A 22700-nucleotide genomic window follows, 5' to 3' on the forward strand; every position below is an offset into this window, starting at 1 on the left:
GATGGCGAACAGCACTTTCGGTGCCGAGAAGCTGCGCAGTCCTTACAGGACCTGAACGGCGACGTCGACGGACTTCCACTGCGCGCCTATTGCGGCCTCGGTCGCTCCACGCAGGCTCGGGTTCTGTAACGCCAGGCCGTTGGCGAAGTTGATCGCGTTGAAACCGCCGAAGCCGGCAGTGGTGAACCCGTTGAATGACAAGACATCGAGGACTGGGCCGAGAGCATTGCCGAAAACCGCTTTGGTGCGGTCGACGATGACATGTGTGTTGCGCCCGATCGTGTCGAGGACCGTGAAGTAGTCGCGTGCGTTGTCCGGCCGGGAACCGATCGCGGCGACAGCGCGGGGCATGTCCACGGTGAAGTGCGCGTTGTATCCGGTCATCGCCACGCGTCCGAGCGACAGGCTGCAGTCGTGGGCCAGCGCGAAGTGGCGCGCCCAGCGCGGCTCGACGTGGCCGGAAGCGAACTCCCCGTGCAGGTTCACCAGGAACTGGCTCATCACCGCGATGCTGAGCCGGTGGGCATAGTCGGGATCGTCGAACGCCGACTCGGTGCGTTGCAGTGGCAGCACCGCCTCCTGTTCGAGGGCATCCAGGCCGAGTGCGAACGTCGCGCGCCAATCCCTGTGCTGAACAAGGATTTCGGTGATCCTGTTGAGGCGCGAGGCTGTGGCCTCCAGCCGTGGCAAGGTCGGGCTGCTGGGCAGGGTGTCGAGGTCGGACAAGCTGACGATCTCGGACACCTCGGTGGCGCTGAGCGGTACACCGCAGGCGGCCGCCCAGGCCGACGGCGCGCCGGACACGGGCTGCACCGGCTCGACGACCGCCGCACACAGGATCACGCCGCCAACGAAAGCGCCGCGCACTGTTCCGCGCACATCCGGATCGTACCCGCACGCACAGCTTCGTCCGCCTGCTTTCAGCTCATCCTCTGTGTGCACGCGGAGGGCGAAGCGATTCCCGGGGGACGAACCGATCCACCCGGGCCGGGGGTCACACCACGCGACGTAGCACCCCCGCCGCGAGGTCGTCGTCGGCGGCCAGCGCGAGCACCTCACCAAACCCGGCCACGAGGCAGTCGGCGAACAACTCGAGGTCGGTGATGGCGGCGCCGTCGGAGTTCAGGCCCAGGCAGGCGGTGCCGTTGTGGGTGATCATCGTCGCCATCATCGCGCAACCGGGTAGCGGTCCGAACGGGAACATCCGTTCCACCTTGGCGCCGGCAACGTAGGTGTCCCAGGGGATTCCGGGGACGTTGCTGGCCTGCAGATCGTTCTGGCTGGTGGTCCCGCTGAACTGCATGAGCAGCGATCCGGGTAGCCAGGCCATCACCGAGCCTAGGGTGTTGAACAGGTCAACCGCGGGTTCGTGGCGGGCGACGCGCACCTGTTCCCGGATGGTCAGCACACGTTCGAACGGGTCGGCGATGGCGACCGGCCCGGACAGGCGGCCCACCGCGATCCGGTTTCCGCCGGCGGGGTCCTCGGGCCGGCGCACCGAGATGGGGATCGCGACAGGGATCGCGTCCACCGGAGCGCCCATCTTCTCGTGATACAGCCGGAAGCCGCCGATCAGCCCGGCCAGATAGACGTCGTTGATGGACGCCTTGGTGGCCGCGGCGGCCGCCTTCAGATCGGCGAAGGGAACCTCGAATGCGCTGAACCGCCACGACAGGCTGCGGTGCGCGAGTAGCGGGGAACCGGGTGGACTCGCCAGCCCCGCAACCCGGGGCACCGACCGCCCGTAGCGCAACGCAGAACTCAAGGCGCGGCGCGGATGTGCCAGGGCACGTACTCCGGAGATGGCCACATCGAGGCGATGGGGGACCCGGCGGACCTCCTCGCCGAACTGGCGCCGCAGCAGATCGAGGGCGGTGATGTTGTCCGGCTCGGGGTTCGGCGGCTGCGGTTTGCTCGGATTGTGCTCGCGGGTCGGTGAATGCAACTGGGCGAGACCGAGGATGGCGCCCAGTCCGTCGGTCAGTGCGTGATGTCCCTTCAGGAAATAGGCGGCCTTTCCGTCGGGCAGACCTTCGATCACCGTGCCCTCCCACGGCGGGCGGGCGGGGTCGAGCGCGGTCATGGCGAGCTGCTCGCAGGTGGACAACAGCTCACGCATGCTGCCGTCTCCGCCGATCCGGATCCGGCGCAGGTGGTAATGCAGATCGAACTCGGGATCGATTGCCCAGCTGGGTGTTCCGGTGCCGAACGGTGAGTCGACCACACGCTGACGGAACCGCGGGGCCATCCGGCTCGCCCACTCGTGGGCGGCGACCAGCCGATCCCAATCCGGGGCGCAGTCGTAGATCTCCAGCATGCAGATGGTGCCGCGCATGCGCCGGTCGGTGTCACCGCGCCACATGATGGTGTCCACCGGGCTCATATGGGGCTCATTCGCCCAGTCCAGCGGGCGATCACCCGCATCGCCGGCATCAGCCGTGTCACTCATCTACTGTCTCCTGTTCGGACTCCGGGGAATCGTCGGTGAACGACTCGAGTGGCCAATCGGCGAGCGCGGTCACGAACATCTGCCGTACCTCCTCGGCGTGGGTGCCCATCTCCTCGGCCCGCCACCCGGTTGTCTCGACCGGCGGCAGCACCCGCACCTCCACGATTCCCGGTCGGATCAACTGCGAACCGCGCCACATCAATTCGCCGGTGTTACGCATCACCACCGGGACCACCGGTACTTCCGCTTGCGCGGCGATGTGGAACGGTCCCTTCTTGAACGGTCCGATCCGGGGCGTCGCGGACCGTGTCCCCTCGGGCGCCACCACCAGCGACATCCCGTCCTCACGGAGTGCTTTCACCGCCGGCGCCAGCTGTTCGATCGCCCGGCTCGGGTCGGCGCGGTCGATGAACACCAGTCCGGCCTGATCGAGGATCTGACCCACCACGGGCACACGCTGGACTTCCTTCTTGGCCACCCCCGTCGCATCCGATCGGACGAGGTTGATCATCACCGGTAGGTCGAGTTTGGACTGGTGGTTGAACACGAAAACGCACGGTCGGTCCGAGGTGAGGTATTCGCCACCGTCGAGGACCCGCACGTGCACACCGGCCAGCGACAACCCGACATCGACACCCGTCGGGAGGGTCTCGACAAGTGTCTGAGGGTTCCGACGCACCAGTCCCGCAGTGAAACCCACAGCGGCAGAAGCGATGAACGAACCGTAGAAGGCGCCGGTGCGGGCCAACATGCCGGCCCGGTTGTAGGTGGGGTTCTTCAGGTCCAGGATCGGCCACCCGCGGGCCTCGGCTTCGGCGCGCAGCAAACGACGGGGCGAGACGGCGGCCGGATGGCCGACCGACTCCAGATAAGGGATGTCCTCGTTGCCGTCGCTGTAGGCGAACGACGCGCCCAGGTCGATCTCGTGGTCGCGGGCCAACGCCCGCACGGCCGCCGCCTTGCCCGGCCCCCACAGCGGTCGGCCCAGAATCCTGCCGGTGAGCACACCGTCGACGACCTCGACATCGGTGGCCAGCGCGTGGTCGGCCTCGATCTCCCGGGCGATCGGTGCGATCTGAAATCGGGTCGCCGACGAGGCGATCACGATCGTGTGGCCCATCTCCCGGTGCGCGCGCAGGATCTGCCACATCTGCGGGCGCAGCTTGGCCGCCGTCTCATGCTTGAACAGATCCTCACCGAACTCCAGCATCTCGGTGTAGGTCTTGCCGGCGAATGTCGGCTTCGTCGCCGCGAGTACCTCGGCGTAGTCCTGCTCGGACACCACGCCGCGCAGCCCGATCAGCAGGTAGTCGGCCAGCTCGCCGAGCCCGAACTCCATGCTGCGCATGCGCGCCCGCATGATGGCCGCGGCAGAGAAGCCCTCGATCAGGGTGCCGTCGTAGTCGAACAGCGCGGCCACCTTCTTGCCCGTCGGCGCCGCACGGATCGCGCGCATCCGGTCGGTGAATGCGCTCATCGGGCATCCCTCTGTCCGAGCGCCGGTTGGATGTCCTCGATCTCGGCGATACGAGCGAGTCGATCACGCATGAGGTTCACCTCGTCGAGCCACTCCTGACGGGCGGCAAGAAGATCTGTGACACCTTCGCCGTGAATGAGATCGCGATTGTCGGCGAGTCGATAAGCGCCGTCGTAAAGGTCCTTGGACACCGAATCCTTGCTGCGCACAATGCCTTGTAATGACAGCTGGCTGCCGAGGCCCAGGCAGTCGGCGATCAGGTCGGCTTTGTCGCACGCGGCGGTGCCCAGCTGGACGAGCCGTGTGGCGGCCACCAGCTGCGCATCGAAGAATGGTTGCAGGGTCCGCCGCGCGAGCAGGGCGCCGGTGTGACCGTGCAGGACCTCATACGTCCACTCCTGGGTCGGTATCCGCTCGCGCCACTCCGGCGCGATCAGGTCGAGTTCGGCGGCGAGCCGGTGGAAGTACTCGTCCTTGACCGGAAAGAAGAACTCGAACTTGAGCAGATCTCGTATCCGCAGGGCTTCGCGCTGCGCCACGGCCAGCAGGCCTTCATCGGTGGCGTAGTCGCCGGTGGCGCGGACCTCACCTTCGGCCACCGCCAGCATGTTGACCTCGACGATGGCCCGGTTCACGAAATGGTGCAGCGCACCGTTGCGGTAGTAGGCGGCGACCGCGCGGTTGTCCGGCACGATCGACCAGACCGGCTCGGACCCACCGTCGAAACAGCTCACCACGCCGTTGCCGGCCAGCACCCGCATAGTCTGGGTCAGGCCCACCCCGCGACAACGCGCCGGGTCGGGTCCGGGTAGGCCGCGGCGCGCGATGTAGTCGAGCAGCGGCACCAGAATCGCCTCGATCTCCGCCAGGGTGTAGGCGCGGTCGGGTGCACCCAGCAGCGCGAAGCCGGCCAGCGAAGTCGCCGATATCGGTGTGGCGGAATTGATCTCGTCCATCACGCGGAACGCGACCTTCTCCAGTCGGGCGCGGCCCTCACCGGCGTCGTCCAGTGCCGAGCGCAGCGAGAACGGCGTGCCGAAGCGGACTCTTGCTTCGCCGAGATAGCTGCGCTGGGCCTTGGCATATCGGAGCAGCCACCCGATTCCCTCGGGCTTCTTGGCGCCGCCGGCGTCCTCGGCGGCCATCGCGCCGATCTCCTGCAGCTGGTCGTAGACGATCGAGGTGGGCACGATGGTCACGTCGCCGGAGTCGAGTTGGGTCACCGCGTCGACGACGTAGTTGAGCAGGCCCATCATCGGTTTACGCAGCTTGCCGGTGCGACTGCGGCCGCCCTCGATGTACCACTCCAGGTTGAACCGCTTCTCGACGATGTAGGAGAGATAGGACCGCATGGCGAACTTGTAGACCGGGTCCGACCCGAACTTCCGTCGGATGAAGATCATGCCGGCCCGGCGTGCGACCGGGCCCACCGGCCAGAACGACAGATTGTTGCCGCCCAGGACCAGAGTGGGTGGGAAATCGTTGCTGCGCAGCACTTTCGCCAACACCAACGGATCGACGTAAGACCGGTGGGACGGCAGGAACACCAGGCCGGTCGACTTGTTCAGGGTCCGCAGGGTGTTGAGCGTGTCCAGATCCACCGTGACATGCCACGCCCGTTCGTGCAGCCGATCGAAGGTCGCGGAGAACACATCGTCCATCAGCCGGCTCTGGGTGGCCACGAAGCCGGACAGCTTGTCGACGGCCTCGGCCACCACCGTTTCGGTGGGCCGGCCGAGCTCGGCGGCCAGCTTCGCCGCACCGGCCTGGAACCGTGCCGAACTGCTGACCTGTTCGGCGACCAGCTGCGGCACCTTGTAGCGGTCCCCGATGATCTGCCGCTCGGCCCGCTCGGCCGACAGGGATGCCTGGACGGCGACGTACTTCCCGAACGGTGCACCCTCGGCGAGGTCGCGGGCGTAGCGCTCACGGAGTTCCGCGATGGTCGCCGGCGCCCCTTCCACGACGCGCAGACTGTCCGGCCGCCGGCCGCGGATCAGCGGCTGCACCAGTCCCACAGGACGCCGCGGGTTTGACAGCACCAGCACGTCGCCGAGCGTGACGCGGCGCTCGCCCTGGCGGACCGCGGGCAGCCACACCGGCCGTACCGGCACCAGCATCGTCGATGGCGGCAGGGCATCGAAGTCGACATCGTCCGGCCGGCGAACCGGGGCACCCGGGTGGGCGGTCGACGCCCAGTCGGTAACCGCCCGCAGCTCGACGGACGTGCGTGTCTCCGCCAGAACGACGACCTCGTCGGTCATGTGCACCACCCTCACGTCGTCACCGCGCGGCAACGCGGCACGTCCATTGTGTCGCGGGTCACATCCATGCTGGTGGGCTTTGGCTCAGATCGGTCGGGGTGGAATGAGGCATCGGCTCCGCCGTCACCCGGTCAGTGAGGAAACTCCTGCTCGGTCATCCGTACCGGCCGCTGCGGTAGGCGCGGCCGCAAGAACGTGGTGGCTGCGGCGATGACGATCGTCACCCCGGCCGCCAGCCACAGCACGTCGATTCCCAGGCCGCGGTAGGCGAGCGCACCCAGGATGGCGCCGACGGCGAGTCCGGCCCACAGCGACAGGTAGCGCAGCCACAGCCAGCGTGGACCGCCCGCGAAGGCGTCGACGAGCCGCTGGCCGGCCTTGACGAGGGTGCCGGTCATGTAGGTCAGCCCCACGGTCACCTCGCCGTCACGCTGGAACACCGAGTTCATCATCCCCATCGATGCGGCCATCACCCCCATCGAGGCGGTGTCGAAACCCGCCTGCGCCACGGCCGCGGCGGCCAGCAGGACGGTGCACACCAGCCACAACACGCCCATCCGCGAGCTGCTCACCCGGGCGGCCACCGCGCCGACGATCACACCGAGGAAGAACGACCCCACCAACCCGGCCGTGATGCCGACGACCTCCCACCGGAACTGCGCCACGCCCGCTGCCATCCGGGTCGTGTTGCCACTCATGAACGACAGGAAGTAGCCGCCGAGGTGGACGAAGCCGATCGCATCCACGAACCCGGCGATCCCGGACAGCACGATGGCCAGCCCCAACTCGCGTCGACGAAACAGCCGCACAGTTCTCCCTTCAGCGCGCACCAGGGACGCGCCGACCATTCTTCCCGGTCGGCGTCGTTCGCTCCGGCAGCCGGGTAACACTCGGTTCCCTGACGAAGGCCCGCGGTGCGCACCACATACCCAAGGAGGTCCGGCCGCCGGCTGGGGCCGAAGGACTCTCCCGTGTCCTGGATCACCAGAGGAACATGGTTGCTGTGAGCAACGACGCCCCCCGGATGACCCAGTCGGACATGTTCTCCTGGCACATGGAGCAGAACCCGATTCTGCGCTCGACCGTGGTGGTTGTGGTGCTGCTCGACGCCTCCCCGGATTGGGATCGGTTCCTCGCCACGGTCGAACGCGCCGCGCAGGTGCTGCCGGCGATGCGCCGCAAACTCGTGCCCGACCGCGGACTCGCGCCGGCGCGGTGGGTCGACGACGCCGACTTCGACCTCAACTGGCACGTGCGCCGACTCGACGCCCCACATCCGAAGAACCTCGACGGGGTGCTCGAGGTCGCGCGGACCGCCGCGATGACCGCCTTCGACCCGGCGCGACCGATGTGGGAGTACACACTGCTCGACGGCCTCGAGGAGGATGCGGCGGCCGCGGTGGTGATGAAGTTCCATCACTCGCTGACCGACGGGGTCGGCGGGGTGCGCATCGCCGCGGAGATCATGGACTTCGAACGAGGCGGCACCGAGCGTGAGCCGATCGCGAGTTCCGACCAGATCGCGCCCGCGCCGACGTTGCGCGACACCGTCGGCTGGTACGCGTCCTCCGGTGTCACGGTCGTGCGCCAGTCGGTGTCGTCGGCGGCGCGGCTCGGTGCCCGCATGGTGGTCCGGCCGTTGCGGGCGTTGCGTGACGTCGCCGGAACGGCGGTGTCGGTCGCGCGGATCGTCGAACCGGTCACCTCCACGGCGTCGCCGGTGATGACCGAACGCAGCACCCGACGACATCTCGCCACCCTGGACGTCCCCGTCGACGCGCTGGCTGCCGCCGGAGAAGCCGGCGGCGGAACGCTCAACGACGCCTTCCTGGCCGGAATCGTGCTCGGGATGCGTGACTATCACCGACGCCACGATGCGCAGATCGATCACTTGCGCGTGACCATGCCGATGAACCTGCGCCACGAGGACGACCCGCTCGGCGGGAACCGGATCACGTTGGTGCGGATCCGGATTCCGTGCGATCTCGACGAACCGAAGAAACTGATCGACCGCATCCACGACATCGTGATGAAGTGGCGGCTGGAACCGGCGGTGCCGCTGGCCGACCCCATCGCCGGCGCGCTGAACGTGCTACCCGCCGCCGCGGTCGGAGCGATGCTCGAGCACGTCGACTTCCTCGCCTCCGACGTTCCCGGCTCGCCGGTCCCGTTGTACCTGGCGGGCGCGAAGATCACCCGGCAGTACGCGTTCGGCCCGACCATCGGTGCCGCCTTCAACGTGACCCTGCTGTCCTACGTCGGTGACTGCTGCATGGGGATCGACGTCGATGACGCGGCGGTCCCTGATCTCGACGTCCTGGTCGAGAGCCTCGCCACCGGTTTCCGAGAGGTGTGCGAGACCTGACGGCGCGATACCCGGCGGAGGACGCCCGGTCGCATGCCGGACAATGAACCGAGTGTTCGACAGTCTGCAGCCCCCGCACCCCATCAGGGACCTCCGCCGATGACCGCCCCACCGCGCCCGGCCCAGGCGATGGCGATCTGGCTCGTCGGGCTCGCCGTCTACTTCGTCGCCGTGTTCCATCGCTCGTCGCTGGCCGTCGCCGGTCTGCTCGCGGCCGATCGCTTCGACATCACCGCGTCGCAGCTGTCGACGTTCGTGGTGCTGCAGCTGCTGATCTACGCGCTCATGCAGGTACCCGTGGGGCTACTGGTGGATCGGTTCGGACCGCGCCGGGTGCTGCTCACCGGCACGTTGATCCTCACCTGCGCGCAGCTGAGCTTCGCGTTCGCCGACAACTACGTGTGGGCGTTGTCGTCGCGATTCTTCGTCGGCATCGGCGACGCGATGACGTTCGTGTGTGTCCTGCGGCTGGTGACCGCCTGGTTCCCGGTCCGCCGCATCCCGCTGATGACCCAGCTCACCGGGGTGTTCGGACAGCTCGGGGCGGTCGCCGCGGCGGTGCCGATGACGTGGGCGCTGTCGGCGTTGGGCTGGACACACGCCTACCTCGCCACCGCTGCGCTCGGGGCCGTGCTGCTGGTCGCCACGCTGGTGGTGGTCCGCGACTCCGTGGAGCAGCGCTCGATGTCGGGACCGATGCTCGGCCTGGCCGGCATCAAGGACAGCCTCGTTTCGTCGTGGGGGCACCCCGGCACCCGCCTCGGGTTCTGGATGCACTTCTCGACGCAGTTCAGCGCGACCGTGCTGGGCTTGCTGTGGGGGTACCCGTTCTTCGTCGAGGGACAGGGCGTCAGTTCGGCGGCGGCCGGTGTGCTGCTGACCATCATGGTGCTCTCGATCATGGCGTTCGGTCCCGTCTTCGCCGGGCTGATCACTCGATGGCCGTGGCATCGGTCGACCCTCGTGCTGCTCGTGGTCGCCTCGATCGCCGGGGCCTGGGCGGTGGTGCTGGCGTGGCCCGGACCGGCACCCTATTGGCTGCTGGTCATCCTGGTGGTGATCTGCGGCATGGGCGGCCCGGCGTCGATCATCGGCTTCGACCTGGCCCGCACGTCGAATCCGGTGGTCCGGGTCAGCACTGCCACCGGGATCATCAACCAGGGCGGATTCTTCGCCAGCCTCACCACTGTGGCGCTGATCGGCCTGATCCTCGATTGGCGCACCCCCGACGACGTGGCGGGCTACCCCGCCGACGCCTTCACCTGGGCGATGTCGGCGCAGTTCCTGCTGTGGGGGATCGGCGTGACGCAGATCTGGCGCTATCGGCGCAAAGGCCGCGCGCGTCTACTGCGCGACGACCCGGAACTCTGGTCACAGCAGTCGGGTCGGCCGGTGCCGGGCTGAGGGGTTCGGCTCGTGAGCTTGATCGCCACTCCCCGGAACTCCTACCCGAGACCGTTGGCGACGATGCTCTCCGCGGCGGCCACGATAGCCTCCGCCGAGGATCGCGGCGAGAAGCCGAGAACCTTTCTGGCCTTGTCGATCGTGATGATCTTCTGGAAACCGAGTTCGGCCGCAGCACCGCGCGCCTCCTCGGAGGACAATGCCATCACGCGCACCACGAGTCCTGGGATGCGACGGGCCGGAACTCTGGATGCGCTGTCCCCGAGCGAATCCCGGAGGATCTTCGACACCTGTGACAATGCGACCGCCGGTTCCGCGGCCGCGATCAGGAAGCGTTGCCCCGCGGCGTCCGGTGGTTTGATCGCCCCCACATGAGCCGCCGCGACGTCGCGCACGTCGACGATCGGTATGTACATGTCGGGCAGACCCGCCATCTTGCCGGTCAACATGTTCTGGATGAGATGATTCGAGCCCGAGATGTCCTTGCCCATCAGCGGTCCCATGACCGCCACCGGCTGCAGCGTCACCAACTCGGTGGTCCCGCCCTCGGCGCGGGTGAAGTCCCACGCGGCGCGTTCGGCCAGGATCTTGCTCTTGCCGTAGGCGTCCACGCCCGGACCGTCGAGCACTGACCAGTCCTCCTCGGTGAACGGTGCATGTGAACGCCCATGTCCGAATCCGACCGCGTGGAAAGCCGACGTGAGCACCACACGCCGTACGCCCGCATCCCGCGCGGCGCGCAGCACTCGCAGGGTCCCCTCCCTCGCCGGCGCGATGACATCGTTCTCGTCCTTGACCTTCCCGGGTTGCACGGGCGACGCGACGTGCAGCACCGCGTCGATGCCATTCACCGCGGCTGACCAGCCAACATCGTGCATGAGGTCAGCCTGGACGAACGTCAGCGCGTCGCCGCGGGACATGCCCGCAGCATCGAGGACGTTGCGGACCTGTGTCTCCTTCCGCATGTCGCGCACCGTGGTGCGTACGGAATAGCCCTGCTCGAGCAGTTGGAGGATGCAGTGGCCGGCGATGAAGCCGGAGCCGCCGGTGACAAGAATGGTGTCTGTGGTCATGGGATCGAGGATGTCCGGCCGGTCGTGGCCGGTCCAGATCCCCGCGAACACTGGTACTCGCAGGGACAGGCTCCGGGTGGCCTCGGGGGTTACCGTGACACGGTGCCCGATGATCACAATCTGCTCGGTGAGTACCTTCGTGCGCGCCGCGAACTGGTGACCCCGGATCGGGTCGGCATCCCGGTCCTCACGTCGCGGCGCGTGCCTGGCCTGCGACGCGAAGAGGTTGCGATGCTCGCCGGTATCAGTGCCGAGTACTACCTGCGTCTGGAGCAGGGGCGCGACCGCAACCCGTCGGTGCAGGTACTGCAGGCGATCGCCCGGGTGCTCCAGCTCGACGACGACAGTTACCTGCTCTCGCTGGTCGCCGAACGTCCTCGACGCACGGTGCGACGTACTCGCCGCGAGACCGTACCGCCATCCACTGCGAGATTCGTAGCGCATCTGCCGTACCCGGCGTTCATCGAAGGCCGCTACCTCGATGTGCTCGCCGCCAATCCGTTGGCGACCGCGCTCTCACCGCGGCTGCGGGTTGGCCGCAACCGGCTGCGCGACATCTTTCTCGATCCTGCCGAGCAGGCGTTGTTCTCACATGGCGAAGCCGCAGCGGGCGCGCTCGTCGCCGGTTTCCGCCAATCAGTCGGTACTGACATCGACGATCCGCGCTACATCGAACTCGTCGGTGAGGTGTCGCTGGCGAGTCCACTGTTCCGGACGCTCTGGGCGCGTCACGACGTCAAATCGCGGACCGGCGCCGCCGTCACGTTCAACCATCCCTCGGTCGGCGAACTCCGCCTGGACAGAGAGAAGCTCGCGGTCAGTGGAGCCGACGGCTTGATGCTGGTCGCCTACCACGCCGAGGTCGGCTCGGCTGACGCGGAGAAGTTGCGGCTGCTATCCGCGCTCGCCGAGCCGGCGGCACCCGAGATCGGTTCGCAGGACGCCGATCACCGCTGAGAGACGCCGCGACTCCTGCTATGGGTGTGCCGCGAAGAACTGCTGCGTGATCGACAGGAACTCGTCCGGCTTGTCCAGGTGGGTGACGTGCTCGGCGTCGATGCGGCGGTAGGTGCCGTTGCGCAGCAACGACATCGCCTGGTCGGCGTCGTTCTGATCCATTGCGCCGTACAGGATGTCGCCGTCGGTCCAGGAGAAGTTCGCGTGCAGCAGCAACGACGGCACACTGATCTTGCTCAGCGCCTCGGCGTGATCGAAGCCCCTGTTCCAGGTGCCGCGATAGAACGCGGAGCCGAACCGCGGATCGTACTGGTGGTCCATCCCGCGTAGGAACAGGCGGATCATGTCGTTGCCGACGATGTCGAGTTCGACCGGTTGGCCGGGCCGGATCAGGCGCTGAGCCTTGACCGCCTCCGTGAGGACCACTGACGATCCGGGGAAGACGTTCTGGTCGAAGAACTCTCGGCTGTCGTTGATCCAGAACAGTAGGAAGTCGTCGACCGGGTGGCGCACGGCCTTGTCGCTGGATGCGAAGTCGCGATAGGCGATGGTCTTCTTGATCCGCGGATACTCCGACGAGAACAGCGGCGGGTCCTCGAGTACGGTCGCCTTCACCAGATCGGCGCGGTTGGCCGCCAACCACACGGTCAACAGTCCGCCGGACGAGTTGCCGGTGAGGTAGGCCGGTTCACCGACGACCGATTCGAGGAACGCTGCCAGGTCCGCGCCGATCCGGTGGGCAGTCATGGGATAGCCGTTCGGTACCCGGGTGGTGCCATGGCCCTGATAGTCGATGTCGAAGACGTGGAAGCTCTTCGCCAGGGTCGGCAACACACGGCTGTAGGAGAACCAGTCCATCTGTTGTGCGTGGAGCAGAATCAGCGCCGGACCGTTCGCAGGGCCTTCGCGGAAACTGAACTGCACGCCATTGACCGTCGCACTCTTCGCCTGGAATCCGGCGCGGGCAGCCGCCGCATGCCACGGCGCATCGACGGCGAACCCGGTGGGGAGCACTTTGTTGACCGGCGGTGCGGCGCGGCCGTAGCCGGCGCCGCTGAAGGCGGCGCCCGCTCCGATGATCGCGCCGCCGGCCAGCAGGACTCGGCGCCGACTGAGGGCGCGGGCTCGGCCGGTCGGGCTGTTCATCGCGTGCTGAGTTGTCACACCCACGCACCTTACTGGCCGATTTCGACAGAAGTGACGATTTCGGCAGGTTCTGGTGATATTCTCAGCGTCGTCTCATGCGCGGAGCCGGTCTGTGCTGGTCAAGGGAATGAGAGGGGATCGCTGGCGATGAGTGGGCTGCCACCGACGGGTGACTCGATTACGCCTTCGCTGATCGACGTGCACAGCCATTTCCTCCCCGACTGGTATGTCGAGGAGGCGGTGCGCGGCGGTTTCTCGACACCGGACGGGATGCCGGCGTGGCCGACCTGGAACGCCGACGATCACCTCCGTCTGATGGACGATCTCGGAATCGGCCGATCGCTGCTGTCGCTGTCGACGCCCGGGGTGAGTGTCGTCGGACCCGAAGACGCTCCTGCCCTTGCCGCGCGGGTCAACGATTCGGCCGCCAGTGTGGTGGCACGATTCCCCGACCGCTTCGGATTCCTGGCGACCCTCCCGCTGCCTGATGTCGTGTCGGCGTCAGCCGAAGCGCATCGTGCTCTCGATATTCTCGGGGCGTCGGGCGTCATCCTGCAGACCCACACGCACGGTACGTATCTCACCGACCCAGGGCACGATGCCGTGTGGGCGGTACTTGCCGAACGCCAGGTACCCGTCCTGCTGCACCCGACCTCTCCACCCGGGTGGGAGGCGACGTCCTTGGGTCTTCCGCGGCCGATGATGGAGTTCTTCTTCGACAGCGCCCGGGTGGTTTCCGCTCTGCTGCTCGGCGGACTGCTCGACCGACACCCGGGCCTGCGGCTGATCGTTCCGCATTGCGGAGGGGTGTTGCCGCTGCTCGTATCGCGTGTGACGACGTTCCAGCAGGGCCTGCGTTTCCTCGCGCCCGCAGGCGACCCCGCAGTCGATGCCACCGATGTTCGCGATGCCCTCGGCTCGTTGTGGTGGGATCTCGCCGGTTCGCCGGACGAGGTGGCTTTCGGCGCGCTGGCGCCACACGCCGACCGCGGCCGAGTGGTCTACGGCAGCGATTTCTGTTTCACCCCCGAGTTCGCGGTGCGCGCGCAACAGGATACCCTGGATCGGTCATGGCATACCTTCTGCGACAGCGGTTCCTGGCGTCAGGTGACCGGGGCGAACGCAGCCGAACTGATGGGGTGACTACTGGCTCGGGTGTCCCGATCCATCAGCACCGACTCGGTCTGCGGCAGCCAGGCACGCATGCGGTCGAGGATCGCGAAGCCGTGGGTGTCGAGGTCACCCCAGTAGCGGATGGGCACAGCGGCGAGCCAGGGCAGGCACCCGATTCGATCCACCTCGAAGCCTTTGCCCCACAGCACCACACCATTGTCGGGGACGTCGACACTCAGGTAGGTGATCTCGTTCTCGATCACGAGTGCACTGCGTGGCGTCAGCTCGAGCTGCGCGAGTTCGTCGGCGCGCACCGTGAGCTCGGTCAGTGGTGCGGGCAACCCCAACGACGCCGCAAACCGCAGGCGCACGAACTCGGGTTTGCCGTGCGGGCATCAACCGTAACGTCGTCTGGCGCTCATACCGCCCAGGGTATCGACGTCGGACGTCGGTGGGATCGCGCGAAAGCTGTCAGAGCAGCAGTGCCCACACGAACCGCAATCCGATGGCGGTGAACCCGAGAATGGCGGTCGCCACCAGCCACCGCCGGGCGAGTCGATCGCCGGCGGACCGGTCGCGACCCGGACGCAGGTAGACATACGCCGCGGTGACCGCACACGCGGTGGCCGCGGCGCCGGTGCCGAGCACCAGGAGCAGCATCACCACGTTCACCGTGTTGTCGAGTTCGCCCATCGGTCACCTTCCTGACGTGGGGTCCACTCCAGGGTGCCCAACTGGTGTCTCGCCATGTGCCCGGCCTCGCGGTCAGACGAGTTGTCGAACAGTGATGATTCCACTGGGTCGCGTCACGTCGACTCCTCGATAGTCCTCGCTGAGCGCCTGGTCTCCCAGCACTGCCGCCACCAGGTCGGTACGCACAAGTCCCCGAACCAGCGATGGGTGTTGCTCGCGGCGATCGCCGGTCACCAAGACCGATCTTTACGGCATGTCCACGCGAGGCATTAGAACGTGTTCTACGAAAAGTGTCGAAGCCGACTGGTCCGAGTATGCGCATCGTGCGCTTGCCGTCACGGCGTACGATCTAGTATCAAAACAAGAACACGTTCTAGTCCGACTTCGTGCTGAAGGAGTCCTGCATGCACACCCCGATCTGCGATGAACTCGGTATCGAGTTCCCGATCTTCGCGTTCACCCACTGCCGCGACGTGGTGGTCGCGGTCAGCAAGGCGGGCGGGTTCGGGGTTCTCGGTGCCGTCGGGTTCACACCCGAGCAACTCGAGATCGAGCTGAACTGGATCGACGAGCACATCGGCGACCACCCCTACGGCGTCGACATCGTCATCCCGAACAAATACGAAGGTATGGACACGAACATGTCCGCGGAGGATCTGACGAAGATGCTCCAGTCCATGGTGCCGGCCGAGACACTCGACTTCGGCCGCAAACTGCTGTTGGACCACGGCGTTCCGCTGAACGAGGACGACGACAACTCGCTGCAACTGCTCGGCTGGACCGAGGCGACCGCGACACCGCAGGTGGAGATCGCGCTGCAGCATTCGAAGGTCAGTCTGATCGCCAACGCACTCGGGACGCCACCGATCGACATGATCGAGAAGATCCACCAGGCCGGGCGGAAGGTGGCCGCGTTGTGCGGCTCTCCGCAGCAGGCACTCAAGCACGCCGACGCCGACGTCGACATCATCATCGCGCAGGGTGGCGAGGGTGGCGGGCACTGCGGCGAGGTGGGCTCGATCGTGTTGTGGCCGCAAGTCGTCAAGGCGGTGGCCCCACGTCCGGTGCTGGCCGCAGGCGGCATCGGCAGCGGCCAGCAGATCGCTGCGGCGCTTGCGCTCGGCACGCAGGGCGCGTGGACCGGATCGCAGTGGCTGATGGTGGAGGAGTCCGAGAACACACCGATCCAGCAGCAGGCCTACATCGACGCCGGCAGCCGCGACACCGTGCGGAGCCGGTCGTTCACCGGAAAGCCGTGCCGGATGCTACGCAACGAATGGACCGAGGCGTGGGAGGACCCGAACAACCCGGACCCGTTGGGAATGCCCCTGCAGTACATGGTGTCCGGGATGGCGGTGGCCGCCACTCACAAACATCCCGACGAGAGCATCGACGTGGCCTTCAACCCGGTCGGTCAGGTCGTCGGTCAGTTCCAGAAGGTGGAGAAATCGTCGGCGGTCATCGAGCGGTGGGTGCAGGAGTACATCGACGCCACCAGCGCTCTGGAGACGCTCGCGAACGCGATCTGACGCGCTCGAGGGCCGGGCGCACCGTCGTCAGAGACGTCCCAGCAGCTCTGCCTTCTTGGCGGCGAATTCCTCGTCGGAGAGGATGCCGCGCTGGTGCAGTCCGGCCAGCGACTCGATGGCGTTGACGATCGACGTCGGATCCGCGGCGTCGCTGTCCATCTGAGGAGTGGACGGCATCGGGTCCTGCTGCGGCGCTGTCGGTTCCGGGTTCATCGGCGCTGGAGCGGAGTATTGGTCCTGCGACGGTTCACCGGCCGATCCGGGGGAGTTGGGCCCGCCCACCTCCGGCAGACTCGAGACGTCGAAGGTGCCGTACTGGCTGGTGAACGTCAACGAGCCCGACGGGCCGCCCTGTTGCTGTTGCACACCGCCGATGTTGTGGTCACCGGTGTCGTAGATGCGCACGAGCCCACCGTTGTCGATGGCCAGACGGCGGGTGCTGGGGAAGATGGCGTAGCGGGACTGGTTCTGGCCACCGCTCGAGCTCGGGACGCCGAGCTCGTCGGGCCACCAGTTGTTCGAGGTGAAACCGCCCTGTGCAGCCGTCGGCAGCGGCGGGAACACCCTGGTGGTGGCCAGCAGTTGGGAGAGCTCGTTGCACAGCGCATCAACGCGCGCCTTGAGTGCGTTGTCGAACATGTTGCCGACCATCGTCATGCCGCCGCGCATCCATTGGCCCGACCCGCCGAGCTCGGGGATGGAGAACTGGGCCATGGTCCCGCCCCCCGCATTGACGGCCACCAGCATGGAGACCACCGCGTCGTAGGAGAGCCCGTGGCGCTGCGCCACGTCGGCGATGGCGGCGTCGGCTTCGGGGGTGAGCGCTTGATTCATGTGGCGAGTCCTTTGTCGAGATACCCACCGAGCGTACACATGGGAGCAGGTGTTCATCCGGCTGCGGACGGCTTCACGCCGTCGACCAGTCCTCGACGGAGTAACGGCCCGATGAACACGTCGCTACGCGGCTCGTCGCGCGCCCGGGAAGCCGCTGGGAATGCCCAGGCAATAGCACGAAAATCCGCGAGATGGCTCGTCTCACCGGTGGAGGTGGCCGCCTCCGCTGCCGGTGAGCAGTGCCAGGTCGATGTCCCACGCACGATGTCGGAATCGTCGGAGCACCGCGCGGGCGGCGACGACCAGCAGGGTGGTGAGGGCCAGCACCGCGAGATAGAAGGCGATGGCGGTCAGGACCGATCCCATCGCGGCCTCGGCCGCGGTCAGCGGGCCGCGGGTGGCCTCGCCCCGCTGATCGACCCAGAGATCGAAGCGCTCGCCGGCGTTGATGCTGCCGTCGACCACATTGACACTGCCGGTGTGCGGGACCGCGTTGTAGGTCCATCGCGCGGTCACGATCGCGCCGCCGCCGGTTTCGGTGACGATCGCCGACGCGTCGTCGACGGCAGTGGCCTGGACCGAGTGGATGGTCTGCGCCTGGCGCTCCATCGCAGCGGTCTGCGCCGCGCTGACCTCGTCGTGGACGAGGACCGACAACGGGATGGCCACCAGGGCCAGCGCGGCGGCCAGGCAGAGCGTCAGGGCCTCGATCCGGTCGGTGCTGCGGACGAGCGGGTTGCGGCTCAGCAGGCGCGCAATCGGCCAGCGGCGCGGAGTCAGCACGGAGCGCACCCACCCGCGGTCCGAATTGGTTGCACGACGCACCCAATCATGGTGGCACTGGATTCGGCCGCTGTGCCAGTCGCCGTCGGTCACCGGGACAAACATCACACACTGACCGCCAGGGTTCACCAGGTCCTTCTCCGAGCGTCTATATGTCACGAATTGGCGTCAAACAAGCGCGTCGAGTTGACAAATTGTGTGAAATGAGTCACCCACCCGGCCTGATCGGGAAAATCCTGCTCAGGAGGCAGATGGCCGACATCTGGCGACCCGAGGTGTTCCCGATTTCAAGCGATTTGCCCGCCGTTCACTTGGACAACTCACAGGTATGTATATCAATCTGTTACCTGTCACGAGGCAGGCGACGGTCTGCCCAGCACGAGAAAGTCGAATAGCTATGCGGAACCACCCCGCATGCGCAATCCGCGGACTCGTGTTGGCCATCGGGGCCATCACCGCCGCTGTCTGAGCGAGCCACGCCAGACGACCCGCTTCGCCCGGGATTGCGCACTGCGCGCGACGACCCACGTCGTCCAGTCACAAGTCAACCCACACAGCGCTGACCCATACCGGGTGCCTCTGGAGTGCCCCGGAGGTTGTGTGCTGCCGGTCGCCGTGCGGCCGCAACGATCAGGAACCACCTCACATGTCTGTAGTCACCACTTCGCGCCGCCGTGTCCGCGGCATCGCCCGTGCCCGCAAAAGCCACGCCCTGGGTGCCGCGACGCTCGCCATCGCCGCCGCGGTCACCGCGGGTTCGATGACCGTCGACGAGCCCGCCCGGGCCGAGCAGCCGATCGCGCAGACCGCGCACACCATCGATCTGGGCGACAGCGCTCAGACGCCTGCAGCGAAGTCCTCGACAACGACACCGGAACCGACGGTTGCACCGGCGGCAGCGCCCACCCCGCAGCCGGCGCCGGCGCCGGCGCCGAAACCGGTCTATCCGAACAACCTCGACGGGTGGATTCGCGAGGCGCTCGACATCATGCGGGCCAACAACATCCCGGGCAGCTACGACGCCATCCACCGCAACATCATGCGTGAGTCGACCGGCAACCCGCAGGCCATCAACCTGTGGGACTCCAACGCCGCCGCCGGCATCCCGTCCAAGGGGCTGCTGCAGGTGATCGACCCGACCTTCGCCGCCTACCACGTCAAGGGCACCGCGTTCGACGTCTGGAACCCGGTCTCCAACATCGTCGCGGCCTGCAACTACGCGGCGCATCGCTACGGCTCGATGGACAACGTCAACTCGGCGTACTGAGCGGCACCCTCACCGGTTCACCACCGCGTCTCGGCCACGGAGCGGTAGCCGTATGGGGAGGTGGAAGTGGCCGGCCCGTACGCGGAGTACGCAGCGGTCAACGGCTTCGTCACCGACCGTGAAAGCGAGATGGGGATGCTCGCGGATCGGTGTGCGCTCAGCCGCGCAGCACCACGAGTTCCCGTGTCGCCCGGGTCATCGCGACGTAGCGGTCGACCGCGCCGGTGAGCCCGCTGCCGAACGCCTCCGGGTTGACCAACACCACCAGATCGAACTCCAACCCCTTCGCCTGTTGTGGGGTCAGCGAGCGGATGCGGGCGGAGCCGGCATACGCGGGGGCACCGATGACACATGCCGTGCCATCGGGGTTGGCCTCCGACCACTGCGCCACGATCTGATCCAGGTCTGCGACCGTGCCGGACTGCACCGGAATACCGCTGCTCCGAATCGATGTCGGCACATTGGCGTCGGGTAGCACCGCGCGGATCGCCGGTGCTGCCTCGGCCATGATCTCGTCAGGCGTCCGGTAGTTCACCGTCAACGTCGCCTGCCTGACATGACGGAATCCGACGCGGGTCAGTCGCTGAGACCATGATTCGGCAAAACCATTGCGCGCCTGGGCGCGGTCGCCGACAACCGTGAAGCTGCGCGACGGACAGCGCGCCAACAGCATCTGCCACTGCGCGTCGGTGAGTTCCTGAGCCTCGTCGACGATGATGTGGGCGTACGGTCCGGACAGCGGTGCAGCAGCGGCGACTGAGGATCTCCCGGCGTCGTCGAGCACGTCGCGCAGATCGGTGCTCCGAAGCATCGACATCAGACCGTCGCCGTCGTCGAAGGCGTTGGACTCCAACAGCTCGTCGACCACTCGGTCCACCCGCTGTGTGTCGGCGCGACGCTCGGCGGTGGCTCGACGGCGGCGTCGGGAGGCACCTGGATCGCCGAGTCGTCGGCGCGCGGCGTCGAGCAGCGGCAGGTCCGCTTCCGTCCAGGCGTGGATCTCGGTGCGCTGCAACATCGTGATCTCGTCGCGTCCGAGGTGCGGGGCACACATCCGAAGGTAGGCGGGCACCGACCAGAGATCTCCGACGAGGTCGGTGTACTCCAACATCGGCCACGCCCGGTTCACCACCGCGGCAAGTTCACCGTTCTCCGCCAACGATTTTCGCACCTCGCCCACGGGGACGTCGGCGTCGTGTTTCGCGACGATGAGATCCACCAGCGTGTCCCACACCTCGTCGCGCGCCTCGTTGTGCGGCGTGCCGACCTCGGGTGCGCCGAACGCCTCGACCCAATCGGCGTGGGTGATCTGCACGTCGGCCCAGTCGGTCTCCACGGTCATCGATGCGGTGGGCGGCGTCTCGTAGAAGCGCACGGCCGGTTCGATGGCGTCGACCATGGCAACCGCCGCCTTGAGTCGGGCGACCTCTGGATTGGTCTCGGGTACTGCTGCCGCACCTTCGGGCACCAGGTCGCGCAGGGTGACCGTCTGCACACCCTCCTCGCCGAGGCTCGGCAGCACGTCGGTGATGTAGCCGAGGTATGGCTCGTGCGGGCCCGCCACCAGGACACCGCCCCGGTTGCCGGCCAACCGCGGATCGGTGTAGAGCAGGTAGGCCGCGCGGTGCAGCGCGACGACGGTCTTGCCCGTGCCGGGTCCGCCGTCGACCACCAGGGCGCCGTGCGAATCCGCACGCACGATTGCATCCTGGTCGGATGCGATCGTGCTCAGCACATCGCGCATGCGTGGTGAGCGACTCGCCTCGAGGCCTGCGATGAATGCGGAATCGGCATCGAGTGACAGGGAGGGGTCGGTGGCTGCGTCCGCGGTGAACGCCTCGTCCCAGAAGTCGACGATGCGGCCGCGTCCCCACCGGTACCGGCGTCGGCTGGTCAACCCCATCGGCTGGGCGGGCGTGGCCGCGAAGAACGGGGCGGCCGCCGGCGTGCGCCAGTCGATCAGGAGTTGTCGACCCGATCTGTCGGTGAGACCGATACGGCCGATGTAGCGGACCTCGGTGGTGCCGTCCGGTCGGGCGCCGACGATACGGCCGAGGCAGAGGTCGAGGCGGAAGCGGCGCAGGGTGCGCAGGCGTCGGGTCAGTTCGTGGATCTCGAGGTCGCGCTCGATCGCCTGGGTGCCCTTGCGGCCGGGTGCGGTGCGCAACGTGTCGAGTCGGTCGGTGAGATCGGCGATCAGGGCATCCAGGCCGGCGGACATCTCCGCGAAATGTCGGGCGTCGGCGCCGATCAGCTCCGGCGCGGTCTTGGTCGGGTGGGCGGTGTCGAAGACGGTACCGGGGGTCAACGGCGGCATGCGTGGCGGCTCCGAGATTCTGGAAGGGCGGTGTGTTGTCGGAGTAGCGGTTTCGGCACGAAACGGCAACACCGGATGGACGGCGATGGACAGGGGTGCGGTGTCCGCGATACGGGCGGCAGTTCGCGGGACGACCATTGTGCAGCCCGACCCGGGTCTTGCGGCAAGGCCCCGTTCCCGCGTTATCCTGAAGAGGGCAGGGGCGAAAAGTACCGGTGGCGCAGTCGTTGTCGAGTGGTCCTACAACGGCGAGGACGCCCACCAACCGGGGACCGGAGTCAGCGGCGGTTGGGGTGATTGCGTCCGCTCGGCAAGACGCGTCGGGACCTCGGCAGGTACCCCCGCCGCGCAGGCTCGTTCATCGGCGGTGGTGTGCGGGTAGATCGCGGCGAAGTCGTAGCGGGTCACCCGCCAGTCTCCGAAGACATCGCCATGTGGGGTCCGCGCGGTTCCGCGGATGTTGCTCGGCGGCACGACGCCGCCACGCCGGAAGTCGATCTCCACCGGCCGCGGGGCGTCCAGCCGCGTCGACCATTCGTCATCTGACATCTTCACCGATCGATAGCCATAGCGGCACAAAACGATCCGTGTCCAATCGGCTTCATCGACCCGCCGCAGTCCAGTGAAGAAGGCGGTGCCCACACCGGGATGCGCCGCCGAGGTCTCTGCCGGGTACACCTCGATCATCTGGGCGATGTTCGACGGTGCCGCCTCCTCGAAGCCCCGGTATCCCCACTCCACCGACCGGCCGGCATTGGCCAGTTCGAAGGATTCGACGAAAGCACGCACAAACGTACCCTCCTGTCCGGCGACGTCGAAGACGCCGTTTGCCAGCCATCGGAAGGTGACATCGAAGGTGGCGGGAATGTGTTCGGGTGGAGGTGGTGCGGCCGACGGCGTCGGGTCGTCGGCGGTGCCGGCACATCCGCCCAGCGTGAGGGCGGTGATGGCCGCGGCGAGCAGCGCGAGTGCACGATGGCGGCGGTGTGCTCGCATCGGCGGTCCATCCCTTCGGGCGGCCCCCCACTC

The 22700-nt window shown here is 67.2% G+C and carries 18 protein-coding genes and 1 pseudogene; 6 read left to right on the top strand and 13 right to left on the bottom strand.

Annotation, left to right across the window (positions count from 1 at the left end; all coding sequences use genetic code 11):
• Window positions 1–42: 42 nt before the first annotated feature.
• The 5 genes from NWF22_RS11680 to NWF22_RS11700 all read right to left on the bottom strand — a co-directional run bounded on the left by NWF22_RS11680 (window position 43) and on the right by NWF22_RS11700 (window position 6999).
• Entirely contained in the window at window positions 43–879 is an 837-nt protein-coding gene (locus tag NWF22_RS11680) for a DUF5995 family protein (RefSeq protein WP_258321397.1), read from the bottom strand.
• 115 nt (window positions 880–994) lie between these two features.
• Window positions 995–2449 carry a wax ester/triacylglycerol synthase domain-containing protein gene (locus NWF22_RS11685; protein WP_160901859.1) on the bottom strand — a complete coding sequence of 485 codons (1455 nt, stop codon included), beginning with the start codon at window positions 2447–2449 and terminating at the stop codon, window positions 995–997.
• The gene (locus NWF22_RS11690; protein ID WP_160901860.1) at window positions 2442–3926 is read right to left on the bottom strand and encodes an HAD-IB family hydrolase; all 1485 of its coding nucleotides are present in this window, start codon (window positions 3924–3926) and stop codon (window positions 2442–2444) included. Before NWF22_RS11690 ends, NWF22_RS11685 begins: the two co-directional genes overlap by 8 nt.
• A complete protein-coding gene (locus tag NWF22_RS11695) occupies window positions 3923–6196 on the bottom strand; it encodes a glycerol-3-phosphate 1-O-acyltransferase (RefSeq protein ID WP_160902176.1) in 2274 nt (757 codons plus the stop codon). The genes NWF22_RS11690 and NWF22_RS11695 overlap by 4 nt, the downstream gene beginning before the upstream one ends.
• Window positions 6197–6321: 125 nt before the next feature.
• Window positions 6322–6999: a YoaK family protein gene (locus NWF22_RS11700; protein WP_373691997.1), complete on the bottom strand. Its 678-nt coding sequence runs from the start codon at window positions 6997–6999 to the stop codon at window positions 6322–6324.
• Between the two features lie 185 nt (window positions 7000–7184).
• Between NWF22_RS11700 and NWF22_RS11705 the strand changes: the two genes are divergently transcribed.
• On the top strand, window positions 7185–8555 hold the full coding sequence (locus tag NWF22_RS11705) for a wax ester/triacylglycerol synthase domain-containing protein (protein ID WP_160901861.1): 1371 nt from the start codon (window positions 7185–7187) through the stop codon (window positions 8553–8555).
• Between the two features lie 99 nt (window positions 8556–8654).
• Window positions 8655–9959: an MFS transporter gene (locus NWF22_RS11710; RefSeq protein WP_160901862.1), complete on the top strand. Its 1305-nt coding sequence runs from the start codon at window positions 8655–8657 to the stop codon at window positions 9957–9959.
• Window positions 9960–10000: 41 nt separating this feature from the next.
• On the opposite strand, the gene NWF22_RS11715 is transcribed toward NWF22_RS11710, so the two are convergent.
• Entirely contained in the window at window positions 10001–11032 is a 1032-nt protein-coding gene (locus NWF22_RS11715; RefSeq protein ID WP_160901863.1) for an NAD-dependent epimerase/dehydratase family protein, read from the bottom strand.
• A 102-nt stretch (window positions 11033–11134) separates the two neighbouring features.
• On the opposite strand from NWF22_RS11715, the gene NWF22_RS11720 reads away from it, so the two are divergent.
• Complete coding sequence (locus NWF22_RS11720) at window positions 11135–11989, top strand: helix-turn-helix domain-containing protein (RefSeq protein ID WP_160901864.1); 855 nt, start codon at window positions 11135–11137, stop codon at window positions 11987–11989.
• 18 nt (window positions 11990–12007) lie between these two features.
• On the opposite strand, the gene NWF22_RS11725 is transcribed toward NWF22_RS11720, so the two are convergent.
• Entirely contained in the window at window positions 12008–13153 is a 1146-nt protein-coding gene (locus NWF22_RS11725; protein WP_258321398.1) for an alpha/beta fold hydrolase, read from the bottom strand.
• A gap of 129 nt (window positions 13154–13282) precedes the next feature.
• Here NWF22_RS11725 and NWF22_RS11730 point away from each other — a divergent pair, with 129 nt between their 5' ends.
• Window positions 13283–14278 (top strand): amidohydrolase family protein, encoded by a 996-nt coding sequence (locus NWF22_RS11730; protein ID WP_160901865.1) that lies wholly within the window; start codon window positions 13283–13285, stop codon window positions 14276–14278.
• A gap of 11 nt (window positions 14279–14289) precedes the next feature.
• Here NWF22_RS11730 and NWF22_RS11735 read toward each other — a convergent pair.
• Both NWF22_RS11735 and NWF22_RS11740 read right to left on the bottom strand, forming a co-directional pair.
• Window positions 14290–14631 (bottom strand): annotated as a pseudogene (locus tag NWF22_RS11735) (DUF2220 domain-containing protein); the annotation flags it as partial.
• 88 nt (window positions 14632–14719) lie between these two features.
• Complete coding sequence (locus NWF22_RS11740; RefSeq protein ID WP_160901866.1) at window positions 14720–14941, bottom strand: hypothetical protein; 222 nt, start codon at window positions 14939–14941, stop codon at window positions 14720–14722.
• 404 nt (window positions 14942–15345) lie between these two features.
• Here NWF22_RS11740 and NWF22_RS11745 point away from each other — a divergent pair, with 404 nt between their 5' ends.
• Window positions 15346–16470 (top strand): nitronate monooxygenase, encoded by a 1125-nt coding sequence (locus NWF22_RS11745; protein ID WP_160901867.1) that lies wholly within the window; start codon window positions 15346–15348, stop codon window positions 16468–16470.
• A gap of 27 nt (window positions 16471–16497) precedes the next feature.
• Here the strand turns inward: NWF22_RS11745 and NWF22_RS11750 are convergent, their stop codons facing one another.
• Window positions 16498–17304, bottom strand: coding sequence for an SHOCT domain-containing protein (locus tag NWF22_RS11750; protein WP_160901868.1), 807 nt, complete (start codon window positions 17302–17304; stop codon window positions 16498–16500).
• A gap of 201 nt (window positions 17305–17505) precedes the next feature.
• A complete protein-coding gene (locus tag NWF22_RS11755; RefSeq protein WP_160901869.1) occupies window positions 17506–18129 on the bottom strand; it encodes an Rv1733c family protein in 624 nt (207 codons plus the stop codon).
• 604 nt (window positions 18130–18733) lie between these two features.
• Between NWF22_RS11755 and NWF22_RS11760 the strand changes: the two genes are divergently transcribed.
• Window positions 18734–19354, top strand: a complete 621-nt coding sequence (locus tag NWF22_RS11760) for a transglycosylase SLT domain-containing protein (RefSeq protein ID WP_233751051.1) — start codon at window positions 18734–18736, stop codon at window positions 19352–19354.
• A gap of 157 nt (window positions 19355–19511) precedes the next feature.
• On the opposite strand, the gene helR is transcribed toward NWF22_RS11760, so the two are convergent.
• Together helR and NWF22_RS11770 are read right to left on the bottom strand one after the other, a co-directional pair.
• A complete protein-coding gene (gene helR / locus NWF22_RS11765; RefSeq protein WP_160901870.1) occupies window positions 19512–21671 on the bottom strand; it encodes an RNA polymerase recycling motor ATPase HelR in 2160 nt (719 codons plus the stop codon).
• Window positions 21672–21911: 240 nt separating this feature from the next.
• On the bottom strand, window positions 21912–22667 hold the full coding sequence (locus NWF22_RS11770; protein ID WP_160901871.1) for a hypothetical protein: 756 nt from the start codon (window positions 22665–22667) through the stop codon (window positions 21912–21914).
• Window positions 22668–22700 lie beyond the last annotated feature (33 nt).

This window comes from Gordonia mangrovi (assembly GCF_024734075.1).
GTDB lineage: Bacteria > Actinomycetota > Actinomycetes > Mycobacteriales > Mycobacteriaceae > Gordonia > Gordonia mangrovi.